The sequence below is a fragment of the Glycomyces sp. NPDC047010 genome (genome assembly GCF_040644205.1).
Classification (GTDB): Bacteria; Actinomycetota; Actinomycetes; order Mycobacteriales; family Micromonosporaceae; genus Glycomyces.
Genome location: NZ_JBEYVY010000002.1, coordinates 61,804 through 87,150 on the forward strand (window position 1 = coordinate 61,804; position 25,347 = coordinate 87,150).

The 25,347-nt window shown below is 70.7% G+C and carries 30 protein-coding genes; 8 read left to right on the forward strand and 22 right to left on the reverse strand.

The genetic code is table 11. The annotated features are described in order from the left end of the window. Positions 1-34: 34 nt before the first annotated feature. From cas2e to AB0A65_RS03785, 10 genes are all read right to left on the reverse strand, one after another. Complete coding sequence (gene cas2e, locus AB0A65_RS03740) at positions 35-391, reverse strand: type I-E CRISPR-associated endoribonuclease Cas2e (RefSeq protein WP_359945742.1); 357 nt, start codon at positions 389-391, stop codon at positions 35-37. After that, positions 391-1,386 carry a type I-E CRISPR-associated endonuclease Cas1e gene (gene cas1e, locus AB0A65_RS03745; RefSeq protein ID WP_359945745.1) on the reverse strand — a complete coding sequence of 332 codons (996 nt, stop codon included), beginning with the start codon at positions 1,384-1,386 and terminating at the stop codon, positions 391-393. The genes cas2e and cas1e overlap by 1 nt, the downstream gene beginning before the upstream one ends. Next, the gene (gene cas6e / locus AB0A65_RS03750; protein ID WP_359945746.1) at positions 1,386-2,063 is read right to left on the reverse strand and encodes a type I-E CRISPR-associated protein Cas6/Cse3/CasE; all 678 of its coding nucleotides are present in this window, start codon (positions 2,061-2,063) and stop codon (positions 1,386-1,388) included. The genes cas1e and cas6e overlap by 1 nt, the downstream gene beginning before the upstream one ends. 1 nt (position 2,064) lies before the next feature. Continuing rightward, complete coding sequence (cas5e, locus tag AB0A65_RS03755) at positions 2,065-2,763, reverse strand: type I-E CRISPR-associated protein Cas5/CasD (protein WP_359945749.1); 699 nt, start codon at positions 2,761-2,763, stop codon at positions 2,065-2,067. Continuing rightward, a complete protein-coding gene (gene cas7e / locus AB0A65_RS03760; protein WP_359945752.1) occupies positions 2,763-3,872 on the reverse strand; it encodes a type I-E CRISPR-associated protein Cas7/Cse4/CasC in 1,110 nt (369 codons plus the stop codon). Before cas7e ends, cas5e begins: the two co-directional genes overlap by 1 nt. A 2-nt stretch (positions 3,873-3,874) precedes the next feature. Then, positions 3,875-4,594, reverse strand: coding sequence for a type I-E CRISPR-associated protein Cse2/CasB (gene casB / locus AB0A65_RS03765; protein WP_359945755.1), 720 nt, complete (start codon positions 4,592-4,594; stop codon positions 3,875-3,877). Next, positions 4,591-6,225 carry a type I-E CRISPR-associated protein Cse1/CasA gene (gene casA, locus AB0A65_RS03770; RefSeq protein WP_359945758.1) on the reverse strand — a complete coding sequence of 545 codons (1,635 nt, stop codon included), beginning with the start codon at positions 6,223-6,225 and terminating at the stop codon, positions 4,591-4,593. Before casA ends, casB begins: the two co-directional genes overlap by 4 nt. Continuing rightward, complete coding sequence (cas3, locus tag AB0A65_RS03775) at positions 6,222-9,077, reverse strand: CRISPR-associated helicase Cas3' (protein ID WP_359945761.1); 2,856 nt, start codon at positions 9,075-9,077, stop codon at positions 6,222-6,224. Before cas3 ends, casA begins: the two co-directional genes overlap by 4 nt. Positions 9,078-9,515: 438 nt before the next feature. Beyond that, positions 9,516-10,298, reverse strand: coding sequence for a transglutaminase-like domain-containing protein (locus AB0A65_RS03780; RefSeq protein ID WP_359945764.1), 783 nt, complete (start codon positions 10,296-10,298; stop codon positions 9,516-9,518). A 62-nt stretch (positions 10,299-10,360) separates the two neighbouring features. Continuing rightward, positions 10,361-10,993, reverse strand: a complete 633-nt coding sequence (locus AB0A65_RS03785) for a TetR/AcrR family transcriptional regulator (RefSeq protein WP_359945767.1) — start codon at positions 10,991-10,993, stop codon at positions 10,361-10,363. 79 nt (positions 10,994-11,072) lie between these two features. Between AB0A65_RS03785 and AB0A65_RS03790 the strand changes: the two genes are divergently transcribed. The 3 genes from AB0A65_RS03790 (at position 11,073) to AB0A65_RS03800 (ending at position 12,088) form a co-directional block, all read left to right on the forward strand. Beyond that, positions 11,073-11,450 carry a DUF1761 domain-containing protein gene (locus tag AB0A65_RS03790; RefSeq protein WP_359945770.1) on the forward strand — a complete coding sequence of 126 codons (378 nt, stop codon included), beginning with the start codon at positions 11,073-11,075 and terminating at the stop codon, positions 11,448-11,450. A 23-nt stretch (positions 11,451-11,473) separates the two neighbouring features. Next, on the forward strand, positions 11,474-11,755 hold the full coding sequence (locus AB0A65_RS03795; protein ID WP_359945772.1) for a DUF1905 domain-containing protein: 282 nt from the start codon (positions 11,474-11,476) through the stop codon (positions 11,753-11,755). A gap of 102 nt (positions 11,756-11,857) precedes the next feature. Next, entirely contained in the window at positions 11,858-12,088 is a 231-nt protein-coding gene (locus AB0A65_RS03800; protein ID WP_359945774.1) for a DUF4287 domain-containing protein, read from the forward strand. A gap of 13 nt (positions 12,089-12,101) precedes the next feature. Here the strand turns inward: AB0A65_RS03800 and AB0A65_RS03805 are convergent, their stop codons facing one another. From AB0A65_RS03805 to AB0A65_RS03825, 5 genes are all read right to left on the reverse strand, one after another. Then, positions 12,102-12,842, reverse strand: a complete 741-nt coding sequence (locus AB0A65_RS03805) for a ferredoxin reductase (RefSeq protein ID WP_359945776.1) — start codon at positions 12,840-12,842, stop codon at positions 12,102-12,104. Continuing rightward, complete coding sequence (locus AB0A65_RS03810) at positions 12,809-13,411, reverse strand: sulfite oxidase-like oxidoreductase (RefSeq protein ID WP_359945779.1); 603 nt, start codon at positions 13,409-13,411, stop codon at positions 12,809-12,811. Before AB0A65_RS03810 ends, AB0A65_RS03805 begins: the two co-directional genes overlap by 34 nt. Before the next feature lie 49 nt (positions 13,412-13,460). Beyond that, complete coding sequence (locus AB0A65_RS03815) at positions 13,461-14,663, reverse strand: sulfotransferase (RefSeq protein ID WP_359945782.1); 1,203 nt, start codon at positions 14,661-14,663, stop codon at positions 13,461-13,463. A 126-nt stretch (positions 14,664-14,789) separates the two neighbouring features. Then, the gene (locus AB0A65_RS03820) at positions 14,790-15,584 is read right to left on the reverse strand and encodes an NADPH-dependent oxidoreductase (RefSeq protein ID WP_359945785.1); all 795 of its coding nucleotides are present in this window, start codon (positions 15,582-15,584) and stop codon (positions 14,790-14,792) included. Between the two features lies 1 nt (position 15,585). Further along, a complete protein-coding gene (locus AB0A65_RS03825) occupies positions 15,586-16,617 on the reverse strand; it encodes an aldo/keto reductase (protein WP_359945788.1) in 1,032 nt (343 codons plus the stop codon). Positions 16,618-16,732: 115 nt separating this feature from the next. Between AB0A65_RS03825 and AB0A65_RS03830 the strand changes: the two genes are divergently transcribed. Next, the gene (locus AB0A65_RS03830; protein ID WP_359945791.1) at positions 16,733-17,797 is read left to right on the forward strand and encodes an LLM class flavin-dependent oxidoreductase; all 1,065 of its coding nucleotides are present in this window, start codon (positions 16,733-16,735) and stop codon (positions 17,795-17,797) included. A gap of 54 nt (positions 17,798-17,851) precedes the next feature. Here AB0A65_RS03830 and AB0A65_RS03835 read toward each other — a convergent pair whose 3' ends face one another. From AB0A65_RS03835 to AB0A65_RS03860, 6 genes are all read right to left on the reverse strand, one after another. Beyond that, a complete protein-coding gene (locus AB0A65_RS03835; protein WP_359945794.1) occupies positions 17,852-18,247 on the reverse strand; it encodes a YbaB/EbfC family nucleoid-associated protein in 396 nt (131 codons plus the stop codon). Between the two features lie 136 nt (positions 18,248-18,383). After that, positions 18,384-18,944 carry a hypothetical protein gene (locus AB0A65_RS03840; protein ID WP_359945797.1) on the reverse strand — a complete coding sequence of 187 codons (561 nt, stop codon included), beginning with the start codon at positions 18,942-18,944 and terminating at the stop codon, positions 18,384-18,386. Further along, positions 18,941-20,020, reverse strand: a complete 1,080-nt coding sequence (locus tag AB0A65_RS03845; protein WP_359945800.1) for a hypothetical protein — start codon at positions 20,018-20,020, stop codon at positions 18,941-18,943. The genes AB0A65_RS03840 and AB0A65_RS03845 overlap by 4 nt, the downstream gene beginning before the upstream one ends. Beyond that, positions 20,020-20,343 carry a hypothetical protein gene (locus tag AB0A65_RS03850; RefSeq protein ID WP_359945803.1) on the reverse strand — a complete coding sequence of 108 codons (324 nt, stop codon included), beginning with the start codon at positions 20,341-20,343 and terminating at the stop codon, positions 20,020-20,022. Before AB0A65_RS03850 ends, AB0A65_RS03845 begins: the two co-directional genes overlap by 1 nt. A gap of 2 nt (positions 20,344-20,345) precedes the next feature. Further along, positions 20,346-20,672 (reverse strand): YbaB/EbfC family nucleoid-associated protein, encoded by a 327-nt coding sequence (locus AB0A65_RS03855; RefSeq protein WP_359945806.1) that lies wholly within the window; start codon positions 20,670-20,672, stop codon positions 20,346-20,348. Between the two features lie 387 nt (positions 20,673-21,059). Continuing rightward, positions 21,060-22,115: a TetR/AcrR family transcriptional regulator gene (locus tag AB0A65_RS03860; RefSeq protein ID WP_359945809.1), complete on the reverse strand. Its 1,056-nt coding sequence runs from the start codon at positions 22,113-22,115 to the stop codon at positions 21,060-21,062. Between the two features lie 130 nt (positions 22,116-22,245). Here AB0A65_RS03860 and AB0A65_RS03865 point away from each other — a divergent pair, with 130 nt between their 5' ends. Together AB0A65_RS03865 and AB0A65_RS03870 are read left to right on the forward strand one after the other, a co-directional pair. Next, positions 22,246-22,605, forward strand: coding sequence for a hypothetical protein (locus tag AB0A65_RS03865; protein WP_359945812.1), 360 nt, complete (start codon positions 22,246-22,248; stop codon positions 22,603-22,605). 267 nt (positions 22,606-22,872) lie between these two features. Further along, positions 22,873-23,076, forward strand: coding sequence for a cold-shock protein (locus AB0A65_RS03870; RefSeq protein ID WP_359945815.1), 204 nt, complete (start codon positions 22,873-22,875; stop codon positions 23,074-23,076). Positions 23,077-23,132: 56 nt separating this feature from the next. Here AB0A65_RS03870 and AB0A65_RS03875 read toward each other — a convergent pair whose 3' ends face one another. Further along, on the reverse strand, positions 23,133-23,537 hold the full coding sequence (locus AB0A65_RS03875) for a hypothetical protein (protein ID WP_359945818.1): 405 nt from the start codon (positions 23,535-23,537) through the stop codon (positions 23,133-23,135). Positions 23,538-23,754: 217 nt separating this feature from the next. Here AB0A65_RS03875 and AB0A65_RS03880 point away from each other — a divergent pair, with 217 nt between their 5' ends. Together AB0A65_RS03880 and AB0A65_RS03885 are read left to right on the forward strand one after the other, a co-directional pair. Further along, positions 23,755-24,171 (forward strand): YciI family protein, encoded by a 417-nt coding sequence (locus AB0A65_RS03880; protein ID WP_359945821.1) that lies wholly within the window; start codon positions 23,755-23,757, stop codon positions 24,169-24,171. Continuing rightward, positions 24,171-25,328, forward strand: a complete 1,158-nt coding sequence (locus AB0A65_RS03885) for a DUF6596 domain-containing protein (protein ID WP_359947163.1) — start codon at positions 24,171-24,173, stop codon at positions 25,326-25,328. Before AB0A65_RS03880 ends, AB0A65_RS03885 begins: the two co-directional genes overlap by 1 nt. Positions 25,329-25,347: the final 19 nt, after the last annotated feature.

Genomic DNA, 25,347 nt, shown 5'->3' on the forward strand with positions numbered 1-25,347 from the left:
AAGCGGGCGGCAATTCTGGCTGGTCGGATTGTCGTCAGCGGCCACTCCTGCCTCCGTATTTTCGACGCTTCGAGGCCCTGCTCCAGCCCGGCTTGAGTTTGCTGCTGGCGCCTGCGCCGCCGCTAGGTCGGCGCATGAGGGTGATGCCGTCGAAGTCGACCGGTTCCCAGTGGTGGTCGTGCGTCTCGAAGGTATACCCCTGCTCACTCCGGTTCTGGTAGACCATCAGGGCCCGGCCACCGGCCGACAGCTCGCAGACACTGGCCCACAAGCGCTCACGAACGCGTCGGCTCAGTTTGCCGACGAATACCCCGGCGGCGATCTCCTGCATCCACTGCGTAAGGTGCCCGCGGAGCCCCGCCGGGCAGGCGGTCAGCACAATGACCGTCATCAGAACGGAACCTCAGGCTCATCAACGGGCGCAGCGGCATCGTCGTAGTTCGCACCGCCCGCGACATCCTCGCCCGACTCGTCCCACAACCGCACCTCGGCCGTCTGCATCCAGTAGTCCTCGCGCCCGTCGCCCTCCAGCTCCATGTCCTCCGCGGCCAGCAGGTCCCGCATGTCCTTGACACAGCGGGCCAGGATCTTCCCGGAGCGGAGCGCATCGCGGACCGCATGGCGAGTCGCCGCCGAGACGTCCTGCGGCGCAGCGGCGACGACGTCGAAGGCGACCGGGATCGTCACCTCGGCCTTGTAGAGATCCGCGATGTCGTAGACGAACGCCCGCGAATGCCCCGAGTGGATGAAACCGAGCGCCGGGGAAGCACCCAGTGCCACGGTGACCGCGTGGACCACCCCGTACAGGCAGGAGTGCGCCACCGAGAGCGCCCGGTTGACCGGGTCGCCCGAGTCGAAGTCCGCCGGGTCGTACTTCCTTGAGCCCCAAGGAACCCCGGTCCGCTTCGAGTGCTCCCGGTAGCAGGCCCGCACGCGAGCCCCCTCCCGGCCGCGGAGCTGCTGCATGGTGAGCGCGTAGACCTCGTCGTCGTCCGGGAAGCGCATCGCGTACATGCGGCGGGCCACGCCGAGGCGCAGGGAGCGGTCGCTCACCAGGCGGGCCTGGGCCTCGATCAGGCGGCTGGTCTCGGCGAGCGCCCTGCCGTGGGCGTAGTAGCGGACCCCGAACTCCCCCACCCAGATCACGGTCGAGCCGTTCTCGGCGAGCAGCAACATGGCCTGATGCGTGACGCGGGTGCCCGGCCCGAGCATCAGGACGCCGAGCGACGCCGCGGGCACGTGCACCACGCCCGCCGCGTCGCTGATCGTGACCGCGTTCGCGTCCCGGCCGAGCGTGCTCCGCTCCGTGTAGAGGAACGACATGCGATCCTCGACGCGGACCAGGTCCGGCAGCTCCGGAGGAGGAACGCCCGGAATCGAGGCCATCAACCACCGCCGAGCGGAGCGAGCGTCAGCAGGCCGCAGCCGTACGCCTTCGCCTTTCCGATGCCGTGGACGAGCGAATGCCGCAGCGCCTCGACGTCACCGATCTCCAGCGCGCCTTCGTAAGTGACCGCCCGGATCGTCACCTCCCGCCGGTCCTGCGACTTCGTGAACCGCAGCCAGGCGCGGTCGTGCACCGTGACGTTCGGGCCGCCGTCGGCCCCCGCGGGAATGGTGAACCCCCGCCCCGCGCAGCGGTCGAGCAGCCATTCGAGCTGCTGGTCCGGGGTCACATGCGGCAGCCACCGCTTCGGGCCCTCGGGCGTCGTGCGCGCGAAGTGCACCGGGTTGGCGGTCAGGCGGAACGCCCAGCGCTGGCCGGTGTCGAGCGAGGCGAGCAGCTTCCCGTACGGCCGGGTGTCCCAGCCGGTGCCGCGGGCGGGCCAGCCCGCCTCTTCGACCAGATGGGTGAGATCGGGCTCCTCAGGGCTCGCGATGTAGAGGACCGCGTCGTGGCGGGCGGTCGAGTCCAGCCGCCAGAGGATGCGGCCGCCGTCCCCTTGGAGCCGTTCGGGTTCGGGGAAGCCGTGGAGGACGGCCGCATGGAGCCGGTTCGGGCCGGAGAGCAGGCCACGGGCGCCGCGGCGGGCCGTGTTGAAGCGGAAGCGGGTCAGGTACATGTCAGACCTCGAAGACGGCGAAGGGGTCGTGGCGCCGGAGGCGCGACCCGGGATTGTCCACAGTGACACTGTCGGGGACGACCTGCCTCCACGCGTACCGCCGGTGCCGCGGGTCGAAGCTGACCGGGACGTCCTGGACGGCGTCGCCCTGCTCGCCGGGGCGCGCGTCCCGCACGACCTCCAGGTCCACGCGCGGCGGGCACCGGTGGCGGTGGTGCGCGGCCGCCAGCCAGGGCTGGGCCGCGATCGCCTCCTCCAGCGGCATGCCGACGGCGTCGAGGAGGACCTTGTCCGAGGGCGGGCAGGAGCGGCGTCCCAGGAACAATTGGAACCTGGGGCGGCGCAACGCCTCCGCGAGGTCGTCGATCAGGTCGCCGTCGCCTTCGACCGCGGCGAGGAAGACCGCGTCGGTGAGGTAGAAGCGCTCGGCGAGGGTCGCGTTGGCGTCGGGGACGTCGAGCGGGCGCGTGGTCTGGAAGTCCCGCAGGAGCGTGCCCGGCTGGTCGAGGCGCACGCCGAAGCGCACGTCGAGCAGCTCCGTGAGCGGCTCGGTGCGCCGGACGCCCTTGGCGGCGGCGAGCATCCCGAGGACGCCGCTCTTCGACGGCGCCGCGTCGGTGGCCCGGCGGGTGAAGCGGCTGGAGGTGCCCCAGGACTGCATCGGCCCCGCCAGCTTGAGTCTGAGGGTCTTGCGGCCCATCAGGATCCGCCGACCCGCGCGGCGACGGTGGCCTCGACGCCGTCGAGGAGCCCTTGCAGGTCCACCTGCTCGCCGGTGTCGCCGAGCGCCTTGGTGCGCCCGCCCAGCCGCACCGTCCAGACGTGCAGCGGCGCTTCGTTGTAGGTGCTGTTGACGGCTTCGAGCTGGTTCTTTAGCTCCTCGCAGGCGCGCTCGATGCGGCCGTTGGCCTCCGTGATCGGCTGCTCGAACGCGCCCACGAGGTTGATCGCCTGCGAGTCGCGGAGGGTCACCAGGACCGCGTCGGGGAGGGTGCGGTTCGCGAACGTGTTCATCTTCCCCGAGGGCATGGAGCAGATGAAGCTGCGCACGAACGCCTTCGCGGCCCGGGCGGTCGCGGCGTCGTCGCCGAGGTTCTCGCGGAGCAGGTCCACGTCCAGGTTCGCGTACCGGTAGAGCGTCGCGGAGTTGAACTCCACGGTCCCGATCATGCCCGCGCCGGTCTCGTCCTGGTCCTCCTTCTCGTCGTCCACCGCGGTGAAGTAGTCGAACTCGGTCTCGACGGGGTGGACGCTGATCGCATGGGCCACTTGGCAGGCGGCGTCGACATTGAGGGACGCGTCGTCGGCGATCATCCGCCCGAACAGCGCCACGTCGATGGAGTGCCGGTCGTTCAGGATCGACTTGACGGCCTTCTTGTCGAGCTTCTCCCCGCCCTCGGACGCGGCGACGATCGCGGCGGCGAGGTTGGCGATCTGGTTGCGGCTGAGGAAGACCAGGTACCCGGACTCCTCGATCTCGTCGCCCTTCTTCTGGATCTTGACCTTGACACCGCCCTCGTTGAACGCCTTCACGGTCAGGTCTCGGGCCTCCTCGGTGCCGATCGCCGAGGTCGCCTCGACCTGCTCGGCGACGAGCTTCACGATCTGCTTGGTCCGCCACCCGAGGTCGGCCTGGTCGAGCGTCTCGCGGAAGTCGAGCCGGATCGCCCGCTTCCAGGACTGGCTGGAGACGCGCGAACGCCGCATCCCGCCGAACACGGCGGTCTTCGGCGAACCCGTGTCGTCGCGGTTCAAGTTCGCCGGAGGCACGGTCTGGAGGGCGTGCAGTTCGATGATGGTGCGGGGCATGGCTACTCCTGAGAAGTCGAGGGGTCGGCAGGATCGGAAATGTCGGAGGTGTCGGGGCCGGACGCGGCGGGACGGGACGGCCCCGCGCTCGCGCGCCAGTACTCGCGCCCCCACAAGGCCCGGACGTGGTCGGCGCCCGTGAGTCCGCTGGCCAGCGCGGGCCCGCGCTGGAAGAGGCGGAGGTCGTCCGCGAACACCCCGTAGTCGAACCCGATCTTCGCGGCGCGGAGCTGGGTGACCATGTTGCGGACGTGGTAGACGAGCTCGGGATAGGTCGCGGCGGTGCCCACGGCGGCGAAGCGGCGGTGGACGGTCTCGTCGTTGTCGCGGACGGCGGCCAGCCACTGGCAGGCGACGGCGAACGTCGTGCCCGGGGTGTGCATGCGCTGGTCCCGCTGGGACTGCTGGTGGATCGCGAAGAGCGTCACCGCGGTGTGGAGCGCCTGCTCCGAGGGGGTCGCGCGCGGATGCTCGGCGTGCTCGGAGCGGAGCTCCGGTTCGATCAGGGCGTCGGGCAGCCAGACCGCGGCGAGCCCGGCGGTGCCGGGTTCGGCGTTGACGGCCTGCCGGAGCTGCGCGAGGGCCGCGATCGCGGCGGGCGCCTGCCTGAGGTAGCGCCGTTGGAGGTCGTCGATGACGGACGCGACGTGCCTGCCGAGGGCTTCCGGCTCACGGGAGTGCCTGGGCCGCTTGCGGGCGGCGGGTTCGAGGGTGTCGGTCATCGGTCCGTGGCTCCAATGGGGGTGGCGAAGGCGAGCGGGAGGTCTTTGAAGACCTTGCGGCGGAAGCGGTTCTCGGCGATGGCGCTGTTGATCCGGTCGGCGCCGGTGCCGCGTCCCTTCCAGGCGGCTTCGCCGGCGGATCGGACGAGCCGGGCGGCGGCGTCGCGGACCTCGGCCCACACGGCCGCCTGCCATGCGGTGCGGGCCGCGCCGGTGTCCTCGTCCGCGTCGAGGAGGGCGAGCCAGGTCCGGTAGCGGGCGCCGAGTGCCGCGTACCCGGCGCTGGCGGCCGCGGTCCCGGCGCCGTCCACGCTGTCGCGGCTGCCCGCGGCACGGGCGAGGTCGCGGGCGAGGGCGGCGAGCGCGCGAACGGCGTTGTCGGCGTCCTTGACCGCGTCGGCGACGGCGGTGGCGAGTTCCGGGCGGGTGGCGTCGAAGACGGCGGCGGCCATGGTGAGGCGGTCGTCGACGAGGTCGGTGACGACCGCTTCCTGTGTGCCGTAGGCGAGGCCGACCGCGTGGTAGTGGACTTTCCGGTCGCGTTCGAGGAGTCCGGCGGCGTGGGCGTGGCCGATCCACCGCGCGATCAGGGGAGGCGTCCATCTCGACCCCGCGGCGGTGCCCGTGGAGAGTGCGGGGAGGTTCGCGGCGATGCCGCGCCAGAAGGCGCGGTCGGGGTCGTGCCTGCGGGGCAGGTAGACCCGTTCGAGCTTGAGCAGTTTCTCCTGGTTCTCGCTGCGGCGCCATGCGGTCATGGGTTCCGCGGCCCATTGGTCGCGCAGTTCGAGGCGGTCGCCTTGGCAGATGACCGCGCCGGTGACGGAGTGCCCGTCGGTGGTGAGGCGGAGTCTGCGGGACTGCCAGGTGTACAGGTCCAGCAGACCGTTGGGGGCGCCTTCGGGTTCGCGGTGCTCGGGTGCGGGGCCGTGGGGTTCGCGTTCCCAGGCGGGCAGGTCGCCGTCGATCGGGGTTCCGGCGGTTTCTAGGAAGTCGAGGGGCATGAAGTTGAGCAGGACGGTCTCGGCGAGGTTGTCACCTTCGGCGTAGACGCCGCCGAGGCGGCCGAGGGACCCGGGTCCGATCGGGTAGCTCTTGCCGCCTTTGGCGCGGGGGTCGCCGTCCGCGGCGCCTTTGATCCCTGAGAGGTCGAATGCCTGGCAGTGGACGAGCCAGCGGGCGGCCTCGGCGAAACCGATGCGTTCGAGGCCCTCGGCGGCGCGGGTGGCGTACTTCGGGTTCCCGGTGGGGACGTCCGCGATGAAGGCGTTCAGGCCCGTTCCGGTCTTCTTGGTGGTGAGGTCGGCGACCTGGTAGAAGGGCGTCTCCGGGTGGAACAGCTCGAACCGGTCGGCGTGCGCGGCAAGGTATCGGGTGACGTCGTCGGCGGGGAGGCGCTTCGTCTCCCACATTCGGCGCCACTCGTCGCCGTCGGCGGGGCCGTCGGTCGCCGCGTGGACGATCGCCAGGAGGAGGCGGAGGATCGGGAGCGCCTGGGTCGGGAGGTCGCCGGTGAGACCGGTGTAGTTGGCGGCATTGGCGATGCAGTCGGTGAGGGAGACCGTCTCGGGTGGTCCGTCGAGGCGCCGGACCGTGATCCAGGGGTCGTTGACGAGGTTGAAGCGTGGGGTCACAGTCGGCGCACCCGCAATCCGTCGTGTCGGTCGTAGTCGAGGTGGAAGCCCGCGAGGTCGGTGCCGGCGTCGGGGTCGATGTCGAGGACGAGCTGCCCTTCGAGGTCCCTGGAGGACTGCCAGGCGTCGAGCCAGGGGTGGCGGCGTTCGAGTGCGGCGATGACGTCGGGGGTGGACATCTCGACGGGCAGGTTGAGGGTGGTCGCCGCGACGGCCTTCGCGAGGTCGTCGTCGGGGCAGGTGGTCGTGGGGAGGACGACGCGGCGGTGGCGTTTGAGCCAGGGCAGGGTCGTGAACTGGTCGCCGTCGCGGGCGATGAGGAGGACTTCGAGGGTGTCGACGGGGATGTCGCGGACCATGGCGCGGCCTTCGGGGGATTCTTCGTCTTGGAGGGGGTCGCCGCCGTGCAGCCATCCGAGTATGGGGCTGCCTGGGGCAGAGGGCGATTGGATCCGGTAGGTCGTCGCCCGGTGAAGTTGGTCGGCCCGCTTCGCCCGGGCCCGGGCCTCAGCGGTCGCGAAGGCAGGGAGCCAGGACGCAGGTCCTATGTCGATGGTGCCGTACGCGGACTGCACGAGCGGGGCGATGTCACCCGGAAGGATGACCATGCGGCCGCCGTCGAGGTACGGGTGCAGCACCGCGGCGGAACGGAGGAGCGTCCATGCGCCGTACACGCGGACCGATCCCGGGACGGGTTCGGGCGTCTCCGCCTCCCAGTCGACGCCGGTGAGGTAGCAGCGGGCGGGCAGTGTGCGCTCGGGGCGTTCGTGCCGGTGGAGGCGGCCCATGCGCTGGAGGACGAGGTCGGCCGGGGCGAGGTCGGTGACGAGCAGGTCGAAGTCGATGTCGAGGCTCTGCTCGGCTACCTGGCTGGCGACGACGATGTGCTTGGCGGGCCGCTTGTGGCCGTTGCCAGGCGGGCCGAACAGGGTGCGCAGCAGCTCGTCCTTGTCGGCCCGGTCGGGTGCGGCGAACCTGGAGTGGGCGACCGTGACGAGTTCGGGTCCGAAGGCGTCCCTGAGGTCTTGGGCGGTCTGCTGCACTCGCTTGACGGTGTTGCGGATGACGAGCGCGCAGCCGCCTCCGTCGAGTTCCCTTTGCAGCAAGGCGATCAGTGACGCGGGGTCGTCCTTGAGGGCGCGGACTTCGACGGCGGTGGCGCGGCCGGAGGACTCGACCGGTGTGATGCGTACGGGGCCTTCGGTTCCGGCGGTGATCACCGCCGGGTAGCCGATGTCGCCGAGCAGCTCGGGATGCAGTTCCGCCGGCGTGGGCACGGCGCGCCTGCGCCGTCCTGGCTTCGGCCGGGGTCCGTTGCGTCCCTTCTCGTATGCGGCGACGAGTTCGCAGCGGCGCTGCGCGGGGAGGGTGGCGGAGAGGATCACGACGGGGACGCCGTACAAGGCGAGCCATTCCAGTGCGGTGTCGAGGTAGACGCCCATGTAGACGTCGTAGGCGTGGGCTTCGTCGATGATGACGACCTTGCCTGCGAGGCCGAGGTGGCGCATGGCGAGGTGCTTCGCTTTGAGCGCGGCGAACAGGAGCTGGTCGATCGTGCCGACGACGAAGCTGTTGAACATGGTCTTCTTGCGCCCGGCCATCCACCAGTGGGCGATGAGCCGGGCGTCCGGCCCGCTCCCGGTCTCGTCCTGCGCTACGGCGCTCGCGGCACCGCGATGGAAGAGCCTGGTGAACCTGGTGTTGGCGAACGCCTTCGCGTGGGCGAGCGCGATGCTGTGGTCGCCCCGCTCGACGCGCCGGTCGGGGAGGCGGCGGGCCCATTCGAGGGCTCGGTCGAACATGGCGTCTGAGGTCGCGCGGGTCGGCAGCGCGATGTAGCAGCCCCCGGCACCGGACTTCGCCGCCAGCGCTTCGGCGGCGAGCAGCGCGGCCTCCGTCTTGCCCTCCCCCATCGGGGCCTCGATGATCATCAGGCCGGCACCGGGAGCGGCGGCGGCCTCGGCGAGCGCGGTGCGCTGGACCGGCCTGAGCCGGTAGTGCTTCGGGAGTCCGAACCTGGCGCTCAGCAGGTGATCGCCGGGTTCGGGAACGACCGCGTTCCAGGGCGCGGTGAGATCGAGCTCGGCGAGCCCGGACCTGATGCGGGCCTGGTCGAAGGCGGTGTCGGTGCGGTACGGGAAGAGCGCCGGGTTGCTCGCGATCCAGTCGGCCATGATGACGAGTCCGGTGAGCAGGACCTGCACCTGCTGGGGGAGCTTCACCTGACGCCAGTCGCCGAGCCGGTCGACCGCCCCGCTCGACTCGGCGGCCCAGTCGAGCAGCGCGAACTGCGTGCGCCGCCAGTGCGGGTGGTCCTGCCGGGACCAGCCGAGCAGGTGGGGACGGGAGAGGGCGGCCTCGCACTGAATGCCGTCGGGCGGCAGTCCGTGGTGGCCGCCCACGACGATGCTGATCTGCTTGGTGCGCTGCGGATCCCAGTTGTGCCGCTGTTCCAGCCATTCGTCGAGGATGAGCATCCCGGCGGTGGCGTGCGGCGCCTGGCGCCGGTCGGCCTTCACCTGCTCCTGCGCGGTGAGCCCCTCCGCCTCCATGGCCGCGAACAGTTTCGGCACCTGCATCGCGAATGCCGGTGTGGCCTTGCCGATGTCGTGCACGCCGGCGAGCCAGGCGCAGAGCACGGCGGCGTCGTCCTCGCCGCCCGGCAGCGCCGCGGCCAGGGTCCGCCGCACCGAGTCGGGCAGGAACCGGTGGAACAGATGGCGGGCGACCGCCGCAGTATCGGAGAGATGCCGGTGCAGCGGCATCCACCCGCCGTCATCGGAATGGGACGACTTGCCCCAGCATGTCAGTACGGCACTGTCGAATTCGGACGCATTCCAGGCAATCTTCAACGGGCACCTCGCAGGTGAAGGCCACTCGTCAACGACACTCGGACTAATTAGATCACTTGGCCGCCCTCGAACGCCCCGATGGGGCCGCCTCCGACGGGTCTTATTAGAGTTGGCTGAGCGTCGCTTCCATCGCCCCTCTTCTGAGTACCGGAGGCGCAACCTTCGTGAATACCAAAGTCATCCCATTCCTACTTCTCGGCGGGATAGCCATCTTGAGCGTTACGGGCCTTATCCTCTACGCACAACACTATGCCGCTCAGGTGCCCGCAAACAGGGGTCGCCATCAGAGATGACCTACCCGTCGACACGGGTGTGAGCCCAAGAGACGTCGCGGCGTCACATATGCCCCGCCTCCGCGGGGGTTGGCTCAATTGGCCGGGTGCTAGAGCACCCGGCCTTTCTAAATTCCCGGCGAGTACTCAATGACCAACCGCAAACTCACGGAAGTACCAATTCGTGGGTATTGCGAAGGAAGTTGAAGACTTTGTCCGGGACTTGGAGGGCTTCGGTTGGGTAGAGGGTTCGGGAGTCTGCGGCGAATTCGGGGTCTGCGGTGATGTGGGCGAGGTTGTCTAGGAGGGGCTCAAGGCCTTTGGTGATTGGGTCGGTGGGGCCGGGCATTGCTCCCCAGATGTCCCAGGGGAGGAGTTCAAGTTTGGTGAGGGCGGCGGTGTCGCGGATGAGGTTGCCTGCGATCCACCAGAGGCCGTTGTCGCCGGGGGTTTCGAGGCCGCAGCGGGTGGGGTCGAGGTCGTCGGTGCGGCAGCGGGTCCAGGTGGTTCCGGCGACTTCGAAGGCGGTGCGGGGGACGTCTACAGGGTCGAAGTCGATGCCGAGCGCCGTGGTCAGCGAGGGGCGGAGTTGGGCGTCGGCGAGGCGCCAGCGGCCGTCGTGCCAGTACTCGGCGACCCAGTGGTCGATGTGCCGGCCGGGGAGGAAGTAGGTCGCGAAGCCGCAGCGGGCGCGGGCCGGGACGCCGTGGGCGCGGAGGGCGGCGACCACCAGGAGCGTGAAGTGGCGGCATGAGCCGAGGACGGGGCGCAGCGGGTGGGTGAGGATCTCCTCGGTGCTGCGGAGGTGGCCCGTGGGGCTGTCCGGGTTGCCGGGCTCGTGGACGAGGAGGGCCTGGACGGCTGCCAGGAGGTCGTGGATGTCGGCGGGGAGTTCGTTGGCGCCCTTGGTGAGCGGTCCGGGCTCGGCGTAGTAGGCGAGGTCGTTCATGGCGGTGCTCCGTTCTCAGGGTGAGACGGAGGCTAGCGACATTTCGGCCCTGATTTCAACATTTATGCCCTAGGGCCGTAGCCCGAGAGGAAGAGGTCCACGGCGTTCGCGACCGGGGCGGCGGGGGTCTCGATGCGGTCGGTGTCGGTCAGGAGCAGGCGGTTGAGAGGTGAGCCGATCACCAGCCAGGTCAGCTGGTCGGCGGCGGTGAGCGGGTCGGGGATGGCAAGGCGCCCTTGGTCATCGAGGATTCGGAGCGTCTCGGCCAGGGCGCGGATGTTTCGTTCCCAGCTCTCCTCCAGGTAGCTCGCCGCCACGTGCGGCAGGCGCCGGGCCTCGCCGGTGACGAGACGGCGCATGTTCAGCACGTCGCGGCTGAGGACGCCGGCGCGCATGATCTCAGCGAGGGTGATCAGGTCGGCGCGGGTGTCGGCGCCCTCCACGACGCGGTCCAGGTGCGGGCGCATGGCGTCGCGGCCCGCATCGGCCCAGCTGCGGACGACGGCGGCGAAGAGCGCGTCCTTGGAGGGGTGCTCGCGGTAGAGCGACGCCTTCGAGATCTGCGCGCGGGCGGCGACGGCGTCCATTGTCGTTCCGGCGTAACCGGATTCGAGGAACACTTCACGTGCGGCGGCGATGAGGTCGGCCCCGGTCCTGCCGGACGGGCGGCCGCGGCGGCGGGCGGTGTCGGTCATGTCGTCATTTTAGTACTTGACGGGACTGAAACCAAGGGCTACGTTGATTCAGTACTGCTGAGTACTGAAGGAGTTCGCCATGATCCTCGCCATCGCGGCCGCCACGGTCGCCTCGTTCGTCTGGAGCGCCGTCCTGTACGGCGCACCGCCGGTCGCCGCCTACGTGCAGCGCCACAGCACCCCGCGCCCCGGACTGCCGACGGCGGTCCAGATGGCGGCCGTCCTCACCCGCAGCCTCGTCGCCGCCTGCCTGGTCGCGGGCCTCATGCACGCGGCCGGATGGAGCGGCACCGCCGCGGGCGCAATACTCGGCCTGGCACTCGGCGTACTCCCCACGGCCATCCTCTCCGGCGCCGTCGTGCACGAGGGCATCCCGGTCGCGCTCGCGGGAATCCACTCCCTCGACTGGGTCGTGAAACTCGCCGTGATCGGCACACTCGTCGGCGCACTCGCCTAAGCTGCGAAAACGGAGGAGGAACCATGACCGCAGGACCGCTCGACATCGACTTCACCGCCGCCCTCGGCAAAGTGCACCCCGGAGATACCTGGACCTGCGTCCAGCTCCCCGACTCCGCCGCCGTGTTCGGCACCCGCGGGCTGGTCAAGGTCGAGGGCACGATCGACGGCGTCCCGTTCCGCGGCGCCTTCATGGCCCTCGGCGACGGCACCCACAAGCTCCCCGTCGCGGCCGCGATCCGCAAGCAGATCGGCAAGACCGACGGCGACGAGGTCGACGTCCACCTCACCCAGCGCCTGAACTGACCTGACGGCCGGACGAAGCGGTCTTCGGGCGGGCGATGAATTCCGTGCGGGAGCCTCGTCTACAACAACGACCGCTCGAACCACTACGACCCCGGAGGCATCATGGCCGCTCAGCCCAAAGGACCGCTGACCTACTTCCCCTCGATCGAGAAGACCTACGGCCGCTCGATCGACCAGTGGCTCAACGAGATCGCCGCGAGCGGCATCACCGGGCACAAGGCGCTCGTCGACTGGCTCAAGGCCGAGCACGGGCTCGGGCACGGCCACGCGAACGCCCTCGCCGCCTACCACCTGAACCCGGGCAAGTGGCCCGCGTACACCGGAGCCGAGTAGGGCCCGGGTCCGATCAGCCGAAGCGTTCGGTCTTGATCCTGTGGGAGTCGTGGCCCATCGCGACTAGGGCCTTTGCGGCCGTTTCAACGAAGCCTGTTGGGCCGCAGATGAAGCAGGACGCGTCGAAGCCCGGGGTCCAGCCGTGGGTCTTCAGATCGGCCTGGGTTATGCGGCCGGGTGGGCGACCGGAACCGGCTGGGGCAGTCCTCGTGTAGAGGATCGTGGTCTCGACTCCGTCGGCCGAGTCGGCGAGTTCGTCACCGTAGATGACGTCTTCCGGTGTTCGGACCGAGTACAGCACGCGGAAGGGGACGTCAGAGTTCGCCGCGCGACGTTGGCGGATCATGGCCTGGAGCGGAACGATCCCTGACCCTCCCGCCACCAGCAGGACTGGGCGCGTTTCCGTCTCGCGCCAGACGAACCAGCCGCCGATCGGGCCGCGCAGTTCCACGTCGGCGCCGATCGGGAGGTCGTCGCAGAGGTACATGGACACTTCGCCGTCGTGGACGCGCTGGATCGTGAACTCCACCAGACCGTCCCGGACCGGGGCGGACATCGAGTAGGAGCGGACCGCCGTGTAGCCGTCGTCGGCGGTCAGGCGGATGTCGGCGTGCTGGCCCGCCAGGTGGCCCGGCCATTCGGCGGGCGCGAGGACCAGCGTGACCGCGGTGGGGGTCTCGATGCGGCGTTCGACCAGGCGGGCGCGCTGCCAGAGGCCCGTCAAAACCCCTCCTGGTAGCGCTGCTCGGTCCATGGGTCGCCGTAGTCGTGGTACCCGGCGCGCTCCCAGAAGCCGGGCCGGTCCTCGGTGTGGAAGGTGAGCCCGGAGACCCACTTGGCGGACTTCCAGAAGTAGAGGTGCGGGACGAGGAGGCGCGCGGGGCCGCCGTGCTCGGCGGGGAGCGGCGTGCCCTCGTACTCGGTGACGACCCATGCCCTGCCGCCGCGGAGGTCCTGCAACGGCATGTTCGTCGTGTAGCCGTCGAAGGAGTGGGCGACCGCGAAGACGGCGCTCGTGTCGAGCCCCGACAGGAGCGTGTCGACCGAGACGCCCCTCCACCTCGTGTCGAGTTTCGACCATCTCGTGACGCAGTGGATGTCGACCGTGGGGGTCTCGTGCGGGAGCGCCGCGAACCGCGCGCGGTCCCATTCGCGGCGCTCGCCGGTCTCGGCGGTGACGCTGAACGTCCAGGTGGCGGCCGCGACCGAGGGCGTCGGCCCGGCGCTGAGCACCGGGAAGTCCTCCGTCAGGTACTGGCCCGGGGGCACCCGGTCGTCCACGGTGCGCCGCCGTCCGCGGAACCCCGGTGTCAATGCGCTCATGCCGCCTCCCGCCGCAATCCTAGGCCGCGGCGGGGGCGGCGGCGCGCGATCAGCGCATGGCGTGGACCATGCGGGCGTAGTCGCCGAACGCCTTGTCGATCATGTCGGGGTCGAGGCCGTAGTGGCGGAGGCTGTACTCGTGGCCGCGCTTCATGCCGGGGCGGGCGAGGACGTCGGCGAGGTTCTGCTCGTCGCGGGGCGTGAACTCCATGCCGAGGCGGCGGAAGATCTCCGGGAGCTCCTCGTAGGGGTTGGCGGTGAGCTGGTGGTACGAGACGTCCACGACGCGGTCGCGGGCGAGGGTGGTGCGCACGTCGCGACCGATGTCGACCATGCGCGAGAGCATCCCGAGCCAGTCCTCGCCGATCTGGTACGGGTCGTACTCGCGGTTGCAGATGGCCACGCCGGTCTCCATGAGCGAGCACCAGGAGCCCATGACGGTGTTCGGGTCGCGGTGCGTCCACACGATCTGCGCGTCGGGGAAGACCTTCATCAGGACGCCCAGGTGCTCAAGGTGGTACGGGGACTTGAGGACCCAGCGGCGGCGGGGGGCGCCGAACTGGAGGACCTGGAGCACGGTCTTGTAGTACTGGTAGTCGGCGAGGAAGTCGTGCTCGTCGAGCCAGTTGCGGTAGCCGGGCATCCGGAACGTCACGAGCTGGTTGCGGCCGTGGGGAAGCGCGAACACGCACTCCTCGGGCGACTCGGGCTCCATCGCGTGGATGTCGGGCAGCACGGGCGAGAAGAAGTGGCCGAATCGGGCCGAGGCGCGGGCGACGTTGATGCGGCGCTTGCGGATCTTCGGGTCGATGTCGGCCCGGTCGGTGGCCTGGAGCTCCCACATGAGCGGCGCGCGGTTGCCCTCGGGGAAGGCGAGGATCTTGTGCGCCAGCGTGGTCGCCGTGCGGGGCATGCCCGTGACGACGATGGGCCGCTCGATCGGCTCGTCGAGGATCTCCGGGTGCTCGGCCACGAGGCGGCGCACGCGGAAGCGGTTCGTCATGCGGCCCTTGAGGTCAGCGGTGAAGCCGGTCCAGCCGAGGGGGGACATGGTGCGGACCTTGGCGACCTGGCGGAGCAGGAACCGGTACCCCTCCAGGAACTCCTCGTCGCCCGCGGCGCTGCCGCCGGAGGCCGCCTCGGCCTGGCGGACGAGCTTGTCGAAGAAGCCGTCGACGTCGGCGGTCTGGCGCCGCATCGAGGACTGCATGGCGGTGTTGATGGGGACGACCAGGCGGGATACGCGTCGCACGGGACGGTCCTTCCGGGGAGGGGACAAGGGGGTCTCGCGCGAATCCTCGCACGCCAGGCCAAGTTGATCAAGGGCGATGATCCATTGAGGCCGTTCTCACCCCGGTGCGAGAACGGCCTCTCCCCTTCAGCGCGAAGGGAGTCCGAAGGATTCGAGGACCGCGCGCAGCTTGTGGCGCCCGCCCATGGACTCCGGCCCGCGCAGGCGCGCCAGGACCCGGTCGGTCCAGTTCCCCTTCAGGCCGTACCGGGCGTTGTAGGCGGCCAGGCGCTCGTCGTAGACGTCGAGGTGCGCGTCCGCGCCCTCCCCGTACTGCTCCCGGTGCAGCACCGCGGCCTGCGGCAGCCGCGGCTTGACGCCCGCCGGCTCCGTCGGGTCCGGTTCACCCACGGCCAGGCCGAACGCGGCCACGGTGTGCGGCGGGAGCTTCAGCTCCGCGGCGACCTCCTCGGGACGGTTCCTGATGGCGCCCACGAAGACCGAGCCGAGCCCGAGGGACTCAGCGGCGGTCACCGCGTTCTGCGCGGCCAGTGCCGTGTCGATGAAACCGATGAGCGTCGTCTCCAGGTAGTCCGCGGCGTGCACGTCGGTCCCGCGGCGGGCCGCGAGGCGCCGGGCGCGGCCGAGGTCGGCGATCCACACGAGGAACAGCGGCGCCTGCGCGATGAACGCCTGCTCCCCCGCGAGGTGCGCGAGGCGGGCCTTGCGCTCGGGGTCGCGGACCGCGACCACGCTCCACGGCTGGAGGTTCGAGGAGGTGGGCGCCGACTGGGCCGCGGCCACGAGCGTCGTCAGCTCGTCGCCGGTGACGTCGCGCGGCCCGAACCGGCGCACCGAGCGGTGCGCCAGCTGGATCCGCACGGTGTCGTTGACGGCCGCGAGGCGCGCGTCGGGGTCGCCGTAGCGTTCGGCCACGGACATGTCAGAGGCCCAGGCCGGTGCCGTGGACGCCGTGCTCGTCGATGACGGCGAGCTCCTCGTCCGTGAGCGCCGGGGCGTCGAGGGCCTGCACGTTGTGGTCGAGCTGCCAGGTCGAGCTGGCGCCGATGAGCGCCGAGGTGACCTCCGGGCGCCGCAGCACCCACTGGAGCGCGAGCTGCGCGAGCGACTGCCCGCGCTGCTTCGCGAGGTCGTTCAGGGCGGCCGCGCGGGCGCGGTAGACCTCGTCGATGACGTCCGGTTTGAGGAACGCGCTGTTCTCGGCGCGCGCCCCGGACGGGATGTCCTGGAGGTACTTGTCCGTGAGGAGGCCCTGCGCGAGCGGGGAGTAGACGACGAGCCCGAAGCCGTCGGCCGCGGCGGTGTCGAGGAGGCCGCTGCGCTCGGGGGTGCGGTCGAAGATCGAGTAGCGCGGCTGGTGGACGAGGAGCTGGACGCCTTGCGCGCGAAGCAGTTCCCCGATCTCGTGGGCCTGCTCGGGGCTGTAGTTCGAGACGCCCACGTACAGGGCCTTCCCCTGGCGCACGGCGTCGGCGAGGGCCCCGGCGGTCTCCTCCAGGGGCGTGGTCGGGTCGGCGCGGTGGTGGTAGAACACGTCGACGTAGTCGGTGCCGAGGTCGCGCAGGCTGTGTTCGAGGGAGTTCAGGAGCGACTTGCGGGAGCCGCCCTTGAGGTAGGGGCTGGGGCCGATCGGGTTGCCCGCCTTGGTGGAGAGCACGAGCTCGTCGCGGTACGGCGCGAGGTCCTTGGCGAGGACGCGGCCGAAGACCTGCTGGGCGGCGCGGTGCGGGGGCCCGTAGCGGTCGGCGTTGTCGATGTGGGTGATGCCGAGGTCGAAGGCGTGCAGGATGATCGAGCGCTGCGTCTCGTAGGGGTGGTCGGTGCCGAACTTCTGCCACAGGCCGAGGGAGAACGCGGGCAGGTCGAGGCCGGTGCGGCCCGCGCGGCGGTAGGCGAGGCGCTCGTAGCGGTCCTCGGCGGCGGCGTGGGTCGTCTCGAATGCGCCGTATGACACGGGATACGCCCTTTCAAGGTTGAGGGAAGACGGTGAGCGGTGACGGGTGGATGGTAGCCCCGCCAGAAACTATACTAGCTTGATAGGAGAACTAGAATTCCCTGCGAGGAGACATATGAGCGCCGAATTCCTCTGGTACATCCCCAACCAGGCCCGCCCCGGGCACCGCGGCGACGACGCCGTCGAAGGCCACAACAGCCTGGACACCCTCACCGGCCACGCGAAGGCCCTGGAGGACCACGGCTGGGGCGGCGCGCTCCTCGGCACGAGCTGGGGCCGCCCCGACACGTTCACCGTCGCCGCCGCGCTCGCCGCGAGGACCACCACCTTCAAGCCCCTCATCGCGATCCGCCCCGGCTACTGGCGACCCGCCAACTTCGCGTCCGCCTCCGCCACTCTGGACCACCTCACCGGCGGCCGCGTCCTCGTCAACATCGTCTCCGGGCAGGACAACCTCGCCGCCTACGGCGACAGCGAGGGCGACCAGGCCCACCGCTACGCCCGCACCAGGGAGTTCATGCAGATCGTGCGGCGCCTCTGGACCGAGGAGCGCGTCACCTACGCGGGCGAGCACTTCTCCGTCACCGACTCCGCCCTGGAGCTCCGGCCCGTCGCGAACGGCGAGCGGACCCACCCGAAGCTGTACTTCGGGGGCGCTTCCGAAGCGGCCGAACGGGTCGCGGCCGCCGAAGCCGACGTGCAGCTGTTCTGGGGCGAGCCCCTGGACGGCGTGCGCGAGCGCATCGAGCGGCTCAAGAAGCTCAGCGAAGAGGTCGGCCGCGAGCACCAGCCCCTCGAATTCGGGCTGCGCATCACCACGTTCGTGCGCGACACCACCGAGGAGGCATGGGTCGACGCCGAGGCGAAAGTGGCGACCATGGCCGCCGGGAACCAGGAGTACCTGCGCGACGCCCACCGCCGCACCGCGGTCGGGCAGCAGCGACTCCTCGACCTCGCCGAGCGCGGCGAGGTCCTCGACGACAACCTCTACACGGCCCCGGGGAAGTTCGGGGGCGGCGGCGCAGGCACCACGTGGCTCGTCGGCTCCCCCGCCGACGTCGCCGCGTCCCTGCGCAAGTACCAGGACCTCGGCATCACGCACTTCGTGCTCTCCGACACCCCGTACCTCCAGGAGATCAAGCGCCAAGGGGACGAACTCCTCCCGCTGCTGAGGGGCTGACGCAGCGAGGCCGCCGGGCGCGGATGCGCCTGGCGGCCTTCGGTTCGCTTCTGCTCAGGCTTTGCGCTCGCGCGCCTCCTCCACGAGGCGGCGCGCCAGTTCACGGGCGCGGGCCGACTCGTCCACGAAGCCCGCGACCACGTCGTGGGTCCGCTCGCGCGCCGCGTCCGCGGCCCGCTCGTACGTCTCGATGATCAACGCCGCCTGGTCGACCGGGGCCAGCTTCGCCGCGGCCGGCAGGAACTCGACGTCGACGAGCGCACCGGTGATGCTCGCGGTCACCGCGACCTCGCCGCCGTCGGAGACGAGGCGGACGCTGGTCGCGTCCACGAGGTGCTTGACGGACGCCGCTTCCCCGCGCAGCACGCCCATCCGGCTCTCGAAGTCCCGCATGAAGGCCGCGAGGTCGAACGCCTCGGCCGGTTCCGCATGCTCGGGGGTCTCGCTCACTTGCTCTCCTTGCTCTCACGCGGCCCTTCGGGAACGGAGACCGCTCCCCCGCGAGGTAGTTGGACAATGCTATTGCGGTGCGGGTGAACAGGAGTGGGACTCCGCATGACGGCCACCCCTCCGCCGCGTTCCGGTTTCACAAAACCTTCGCCTTCCGCCGCCGGGCCGCGGTCTTCCATGCCTCCATCACCAGCATGGCACCGAACGCGATCCACAGTGGTACGACGAGGACCCAGACGGCCGTGAGGACCCCCACCTGCTCCGGCACGAGCGCGTCCCGCAGCGGTGACGCCAGGAACACCGCGTCCCAGACGCCGCCGAGCAGCAGCGCGACGTACGTGTGGCGCGGCGGGTAGTACTCCCGCAGGCGACCCGTGACCTCGGCCTTGAAGCCCGGGTCGTCCCGCCACGCCTCCCAGATCGCGAACTCCCGCTCCTTCCCCTGCGAAGCGGCGAACAGGCCGACCTCGTTGCGGGACACGCGCTCCCGCAGCTCCGCCTCGGTCCGCGGCACGTCGTCGGGCGGGATCTGCGTGAACAGCCCCCGCCGCTCGGCGATCTCGAACTTGAGGTCCACGAGCTTCGCCCCCGGGATGACGAACCCGCGGAAGAACACCGCGGCCACGCCCGCCAGCCAGAAGGCGATCCCGCCGATGGCCACCGCGATCTCGACGAGGCCGGCCTGGTTGACGCTCACCCGCCGTCCTGCACCGCGCCCGGGGTCCCCCCGAGCCCGCTCTTGATGCCGGTCATCGGGTAGCCGGTGAGCATGTCGCCCAGCGAGCCCTTGCCGAAGACGTCGGTGTTGTACAGGTTGTTCATGCCCGGGGTCTTGCCCGAACCCCACAGGTTGCCCATGGCGTCGCGGATGGCGCTGGTGTTCTCGCTCTGGTAGCCGGAGCGGAACCCGTTGCCGGGCATGGGTATGTCGTTCTTGATCGCCCCCGACAGCTGGTCGAACTTCATGCCCGTGCCCTTCTTCAGGGCGTCGAAGCCGAGGTCGATCTGCTTGTGGGCGGCGAACTTCGAAAGGACGCGGCCGAGGTCGCCGACGATCTCGTTGAGCTTCGTGAAGCGGGTGTTCAGCATCTGCATGGCGTCGCCGAGCTTCGTCAGGTGCTTCATGATCTTCGCGCCGACGTTCATCGCGTCGACCACGATCCCGCCGATCATCGCCGCGAACGAGCCGCCGAGCGTGATCCACGAGGAGGCCAGGGCCGCGAGGGCGTACATGATCGCGCGCGACACGAAGTCGCAGATCAGCTCCAGGATCAGGCCGCGCGTCACGGCGGTCCAGATCCCCATGACCATCATGTAGCCGCCCATGACGCTCGACGCGGTGCCCGCGCCCTGGATGGCGCTGCCGAAGTCCGCGGTGAGGGTGCGGTACGCCTCGGCGGCGTCGCCCTGCCACTCCGAGAGGCTCGCGACCTCGGTCTGGAGGTCGGCTCCCGCTTGGTCGAGCGCCGCGGCGATGTTGTTCCAGGTGTCCTTGGTGGCGTTGATCGCGCCCGGGTCGCCGGCGACCCATTCCAAAGGCTCCCTGAGGAAGTCCACGTGCTCGATGAGGAACCCGACGCCCGCCATGAGGAACTCCTTGAAGGGGTTCGCCACGAACGCGAGCAGGTCGAGGGCGGCCACGGTCCCGTTGAGCGCGTACTCAAGACCGGAGTCGGAATTCAGGAGGTCCTGCGCGCTCGCCAGGGCGCGGGCGCCGTCGAGCTCGCCCATGGGCGGGGCGTCGGCGGTGTCGTTGACGATCAGGTCGTTCACTAGTTCCCCCTGATGTAGACGTTGAAGGTCTCGGCCACCGAGGAGTCGCACTCCTGGTAGGCGTCGCAGGTCGTCTTGACGCGGGTCGTGGTCTCCTGGGCCGCTTCGCGGGCGGTCTCGATGAGGTTGGTGGCGATCTCGGCGATGGCCGCGGCCGCACCGGCGAACGCGACGTTGACCAGCCCGAAGTCGAGCACGGAGCCGAAGCCCTTGGCCTCGGCGGCGGCGTAGCACTCGGCGACCGGGCCGATCACCTTGGAGTCCACGTTGTCCACGTGCGTCTGGAACGCGGCCGGGTCCGGGACGTTGAAGCCGTCTCCCATGGTCAGTCCTCCCCTTGCGTGCGGGCGCGCGCCTGGCGCACGAGGTCGTTGTCCTCGCCGAACACGTCGGCGAGCGCGCCGGTGGCGTTGCGCCCGGCCTCCTCGGCCGCCTCGCGGTACACGGCTTTGATCGTCTCCGCGAGCGACTGGGCGGACATCTGCCTGATCGCGGGGGTCAGGCGCAGCTCCTGGAGGGATCCGCCGACGGCGACGGTGACTTCGACCTCGCCGTCGGGGGACGCGGCCGTGGCCGAGGCGGTCGCCATGGCCTCGTTGAGGGACGACGCGCGCTCGACCATCGAGGCCATGCGCCCCTGGAAGTCGCGCATATAGCCTTCGGGGTCTTCAAACACGGAGGGCAAGGGTGGGTGCCTTTCACTGTGGGGGGAGGCGGATCCGGCGACCAACGTACTGCGGTCGGCGGCCCGTTTCGGACCTGTTGACGTCTCCTTGGCGACTCTCTGACGGACCCTTGATTCACACAGATTTCACCGTTATTACGTTGAAATGACTGATGTTCTTGTTGTTTTTCGTCAAGAGGGTGTCAAGACGCGTCAAGACTACCCACGCCGTGCCCGCGCCGCAATCCGCTGGGACACAGGTGTATCCAGCGGATCGGGAGGTGAGAGCGGTGAGCGGTAACGCTTTTCTCCGGATGATTACGCCATCCGGAATCGGTGAACACTCGGAGCCCCGGGCCGCCGAGTCGTGCCGGTCTAGTCCGATGCGGCGACCGCGCAGGCGGCGCCGGGACCGGCGGCGCGGGCGGTGACGATGCCGTCCCGGATGCGCAGGGCCGCTTCGGTGTCCTCGGCCGTGCCCGCGATCCCGATTGCGGCCGTGAGGGTCCCGTCGTCGAGGACGACGCGCAGGCGGCGCCAGGCGTCGGCGGGGAGGACCGGTCGCAGGCAGGAGGCGAGGTCGGTGAGCCTGAGCCGCAGCAGGTTCCGCGTCTCGTCGCCGTCTGCGACGACGATCACGGTCGCCTGTCCGCCGGGCCCGACGGAGCGGAACGCGTCCTCGGCCGCGGCGAGCCGCGCGGTCCCGAGGACGGCGATCACGCCGTCGGCGCCGAGGTCCACGCGTCCACCGCCCGTGAGGTCGAGCGGGGCGTCGAGGGGCGCGAGGATCTCGCGGACCGGCTCGGCGGGCGGCGGGGGCGCGGGGGTCCAGGCGTCGTCCAGGTCGAGGCGGGCGAGGTGCCCGCAGGCGCGGGCCCGGTCGAGCGGGTCGCCGAAGCCGGGGGCGAGCTCGGCGAGGAGCCCCGAGCCGTTCAGGAGCGTGAGCGCGAGCTCCGCGACGCGCACGCGGCGCCCCGGGGCGGCCTCGCAGGCTTCGAGGCCGACGGCGAGCAGCAGGGCCTCCAGGCGGGCGATCTGCGCGAGCGCGTCGCGGCCGCCCTCGTCCAGGACCCCGGCGAGCGAGCGGAGCCGCAGGCGGCCCCCTGCGGCGCTGTCGCCCGCGAGCGGGAGGCGAGCCAGCCAGGCGTGTGCGAAGCGTGTCAGGGCGTCCTCTGCGCTCTGCGGGGCCGCGGCGGCCCCCTGGGCCTCCTCGACCGCCGCCGCTTCCACCATCGCGACGAGAACCGCCAGGTAGAGCGCCCGCTTGCCCGGGAAGTTGGAGTAGACGGCGCCGCGCGTCAGGTCGGCGCGGTCGGCGATGCGGTCGACCTTCGCGCCCGCGTACCCGTGCTCGGTGAACTCGGCCCGCGCGGCGGCCAGGACCGCGGCGCGGGTGCGCGCCTGCTGCTGGACTCGTGTGAGTCTCGCCATGTTCGCTCCTCCGCCCGACGGCGCTCAGGATACGGCCGCATCCGGATGCCGGGGCCATCCGGACCGGGTGCGGGAGGTTTCCCAGGTCGCCCCGCGGGGAACCCTCCCGCACCGAGGAGGAGGCGAGCACATGAGCGCACAGAGGGACCTGCCGGCCGAGGCCGGAGCCGAAGCGGACGCCATCCGCATGGCCGATCTGACGGCGGACGACGGCGCCGATATCGGTGAGCTGCACGGGAAGGAGCTGCTCGACCCCGACGACTGGGAGCCCCGCCGCGGGGTGAGCCCGGTGGTCGTGGCGCTCGTCGCAGCCGGGGTCGCCGCGGTCGCGGTCGTCGGCCTCAAGATCGCGTACGACCGCCGCAAGTCCGCCAGCGGCTACCGCCGCGCGCTCGACCAGCTGGAGGACGCCCGGGACGCGCTGATATCAGCGGCCTCTGAGCTGCCGGAGCGCGGCCGAGAGGTGCTGCACAGGGTGACGCGCCGCTGAGTTGGTGTAGGGTCGGGCAAGCTTCTCAACGCCGCCGGCAAGTTGGCAGAGCGGCGTTTCATCACTTCGAACGAATCAGGCGACCAATCTTTTCGATCACGCGGTCCGGAGTCACGACGAATCGGATCACCCTGAGGCACGCGGTCTCTCGACCGCGGCCGGTCGCCGCATGCCCCGACCACCACCCCTACACCGACTTCCGCGCCGGCGTCATCGGCGCGGAATTAGGGCCGCCCAGGCGGTCCGCCGAACAAAGAGGAGAAACACATGGCCACCGGCACTGTGAAATGGTTCAACGGCGACAAGGGCTTCGGCTTCATCGCTCCCGACGACGGCTCTGCGGACGTGTTCGCGCACTTCTCCGCCATCCAGGGGACGGGTCGCCGCGACCTCGAAGAGAACCAGCAGGTCGAGTTCGACATCGAGCAGGGCCAGAAGGGCCCCCAGGCCGCGAACATTCGCGTGCTCTAGGCGAAAAAAGGAAACGGGGCGGTGGCTGTCAGCCACCGCCCCGTTTTCGTGTCCTTTCACACTGTCTGCGGCGTCTTGCGCGCCATGCGTGCCCGCAGTGTCAGGACCCCGCCGACGATGGCGGTGACGGCGCCGAGCTGCTGCACGATCTGGCCGATCTGGGCGGCCGTCCCGGCGTCCCCCGCGAGGTTCGCGAAGCCGATCCCGCCGTTGAGGCCCTCGATCATGAACCCGGCCTGGATGAAGGCGCCGAGGACGATCGGGACGACGAAGGACCAGCGGACACGGGTCCGCATGGCCGCGAAGGCGACGGCACCGCTCACGAGCAGGACGATGCCGGGCGGCGGGTAGACGGGGAACTCGATCCCCGCGGCCCAGAGGACCGCGATGCCGGAGGCGCTCGCGAGCAGGCCGGCGACGGCGATGGTCTCAGTGCGGGTCCAGTGCTGCTTGACGTTCATGTCGGGCTCCTTCAAGAGGTGTCGTATGTCTCCATCGTCGCGGCGGGCGATACGCCCGCACATCAACGCGGGGACGTAACCGCACCTCAGCGCTGTGGCGTAACCCCGTTGGGAGAAAGTTCCGGGAAATCTGCGGCAGGATGTCGAGAACCGGGGCGCGGCACCGTCCCAGGGGTGTCGGCGGCGAAGGACGCCGCCGGAACGGAAGGACCCAGTCATGGCCAAGTACCTGTTGCTCAAGCACTACCGCGGCGGACCGCAGCCCCACCCGAACGCCGCCGCGATGATGGACGAGTGGACGCCCGAGGAGATCGAGGTCCACATCAAGTACATGGACGACTTCGCCGAGAAGCTGCGCGAGCGCGGCGAGTTCGTCGACGGGCAGGCGCTGTCCCCCGAGGGCGCGTTCGTCCGCTACGACGGCGAGGGCAGGGCGCCCGTCACGGACGGCCCGTTCGCCGAGACCAAGGACCTCATCGCGGGGTGGATGGTCATCGACGTCGAGTCGAAGGAGCGCGCCTACGAGGCCGCCGCGGAGCTGTCGGCGGCGCCGGGCAAGGACGGGAAGCCGCTCCACGAGTGGCTGGAGGTCCGCCCCTTCTACGGCGTGCCCTCCACGGTCGAGTACCCGTGATCGGTGACCACCTGCTGCGGGACCTCACCCCGCAGGTGCTGAGCGTCCTCGTCCGCCGCGGAGCCGATTTCGCGGCGGCCGAGGACGCCGTCCAGGACGCGCTCCTGGAGGCCCTGCGGCGCTGGGACGGCGACGCCCCCGACGACCCGAAGGGCTGGCTCGTCACCGTCGCGTGGCGCAAGTTCCTCGACGCGCGCCGCTCCGCCTCGGCGCGGGCGCTGCGCGAGATCACCGTCCGGCGCGAGCCCACGCCGGGACCGGCCGGGCAGGCCGACGACACGCTCCTGCTGCTGAGCCGCTGCTGCCACCCGTCGCTGACGCCCGCGTCGGCCATCGCGCTGACGCTCCGCGCGGTCGGCGGCCTCACCACGGCGCAGATCGCGCAGGCGTTCATGGTCCCCGAAGCGACGATGGCGCAGCGCATCTCGCGCGCGAAGAAGTCCCTCGTCGGCGCGGGTTTCGCCGCCCCGGGGGACGTGCGCGCCGTGCTGCGCGTGCTGTACCTGATGTTCGACCGCGGGTTCGCGGGCGGCGGCGAGGCCGACATCGCGGCCGAGGCGATCCGCCTCACCCGCCAGCTCGCCGCGTCCGTGCCCGGCGACCCGGAGGCCACGGGGCTCCTCGCGCTCATGCTCCTGCACCACGCGCGCCGGGCGGCCCGCACCGACGCCGCCGGGGACCTCGTGCCGCTCGCGCTCCAGGACCGGTCCCTGTGGGACGCGGCGATGATCGGCGAGGGCGTGGCGCTGCTCCAGGGCGCGCTCGTGCGGGACCGCCTGGGCGAGTACCAGGTCCAGGCGGCCATCGCGGCGCTGCACGACGACGCGGCGAGCGCCGACGAGACCGACTGGCCGCAGATCCTGGAGTGGTACGACGAGCTCGCGGAGCTGGTGCCCGCCAACCCGGTCGTGGCGCTGAACCGGGCGGTCGCGGTCGGGCACGTGGACGGCCCGCTCGCGGGGCTGCGCCTGGTCGAGTCGCTCGACGCGGGGCTGCCGCGCCGCGACGCCGTCGCCGCGTACCTGCACGAGCGGGCCGGGAACCTCGAAGAGGCGGCGCGGTACTACGCGGCCGCGGCGCGGACCGCGCCCAGCTCGGCCGAGATGACCCACCTGCTCAAGCAGGCGGCGCGGCTGAACCGGGCGCGGAGCGACTGATCCTGTTCGGGCTCCGCCG

Bases quoted from the DNA above. Each gene is read 5' to 3' on its own strand.
- AB0A65_RS03860 (WP_359945809.1), bottom strand. From the start codon at position 22,115: ATGGCGAGACTCACACGAGTCCAGCAGCAGGCGCGCACCCGCGCCGCG.
- AB0A65_RS03850 (WP_359945803.1), bottom strand. From the start codon at position 20,343: ATGGGAGACGGCTTCAACGTCCCGGACCCGGCCGCGTTCCAGACGCAC.
- casB (WP_359945755.1), bottom strand. From the start codon at position 4,594: ATGACCGACACCCTCGAACCCGCCGCCCGCAAGCGGCCCAGGCACTCC.
- AB0A65_RS03875 (WP_359945818.1), bottom strand. From the start codon at position 23,537: ATGAACGTCAAGCAGCACTGGACCCGCACTGAGACCATCGCCGTCGCC.
- AB0A65_RS03855 (WP_359945806.1), bottom strand. From the start codon at position 20,672: ATGCGCGACTTCCAGGGGCGCATGGCCTCGATGGTCGAGCGCGCGTCG.
- AB0A65_RS03800 (WP_359945774.1), top strand. From the start codon at position 11,858: ATGGCCGCTCAGCCCAAAGGACCGCTGACCTACTTCCCCTCGATCGAG.
- AB0A65_RS03790 (WP_359945770.1), top strand. From the start codon at position 11,073: ATGATCCTCGCCATCGCGGCCGCCACGGTCGCCTCGTTCGTCTGGAGC.
- cas6e (WP_359945746.1), bottom strand. From the start codon at position 2,063: ATGTACCTGACCCGCTTCCGCTTCAACACGGCCCGCCGCGGCGCCCGT.
- AB0A65_RS03830 (WP_359945791.1), top strand. From the start codon at position 16,733: ATGAGCGCCGAATTCCTCTGGTACATCCCCAACCAGGCCCGCCCCGGG.
- AB0A65_RS03880 (WP_359945821.1), top strand. From the start codon at position 23,755: ATGGCCAAGTACCTGTTGCTCAAGCACTACCGCGGCGGACCGCAGCCC.
- AB0A65_RS03820 (WP_359945785.1), bottom strand. From the start codon at position 15,584: ATGTCCGTGGCCGAACGCTACGGCGACCCCGACGCGCGCCTCGCGGCC.
- AB0A65_RS03870 (WP_359945815.1), top strand. From the start codon at position 22,873: ATGGCCACCGGCACTGTGAAATGGTTCAACGGCGACAAGGGCTTCGGC.
- AB0A65_RS03780 (WP_359945764.1), bottom strand. From the start codon at position 10,298: ATGAACGACCTCGCCTACTACGCCGAGCCCGGACCGCTCACCAAGGGC.
- AB0A65_RS03785 (WP_359945767.1), bottom strand. From the start codon at position 10,993: ATGACCGACACCGCCCGCCGCCGCGGCCGCCCGTCCGGCAGGACCGGG.
- AB0A65_RS03810 (WP_359945779.1), bottom strand. From the start codon at position 13,411: ATGAGCGCATTGACACCGGGGTTCCGCGGACGGCGGCGCACCGTGGAC.
- cas1e (WP_359945745.1), bottom strand. From the start codon at position 1,386: ATGGCCTCGATTCCGGGCGTTCCTCCTCCGGAGCTGCCGGACCTGGTC.
- cas7e (WP_359945752.1), bottom strand. From the start codon at position 3,872: ATGCCCCGCACCATCATCGAACTGCACGCCCTCCAGACCGTGCCTCCG.
- AB0A65_RS03795 (WP_359945772.1), top strand. From the start codon at position 11,474: ATGACCGCAGGACCGCTCGACATCGACTTCACCGCCGCCCTCGGCAAA.
- cas5e (WP_359945749.1), bottom strand. From the start codon at position 2,763: ATGGGCCGCAAGACCCTCAGACTCAAGCTGGCGGGGCCGATGCAGTCC.
- AB0A65_RS03805 (WP_359945776.1), bottom strand. From the start codon at position 12,842: ATGGACCGAGCAGCGCTACCAGGAGGGGTTTTGACGGGCCTCTGGCAG.
- AB0A65_RS03865 (WP_359945812.1), top strand. From the start codon at position 22,246: ATGAGCGCACAGAGGGACCTGCCGGCCGAGGCCGGAGCCGAAGCGGAC.
- cas2e (WP_359945742.1), bottom strand. From the start codon at position 391: ATGACGGTCATTGTGCTGACCGCCTGCCCGGCGGGGCTCCGCGGGCAC.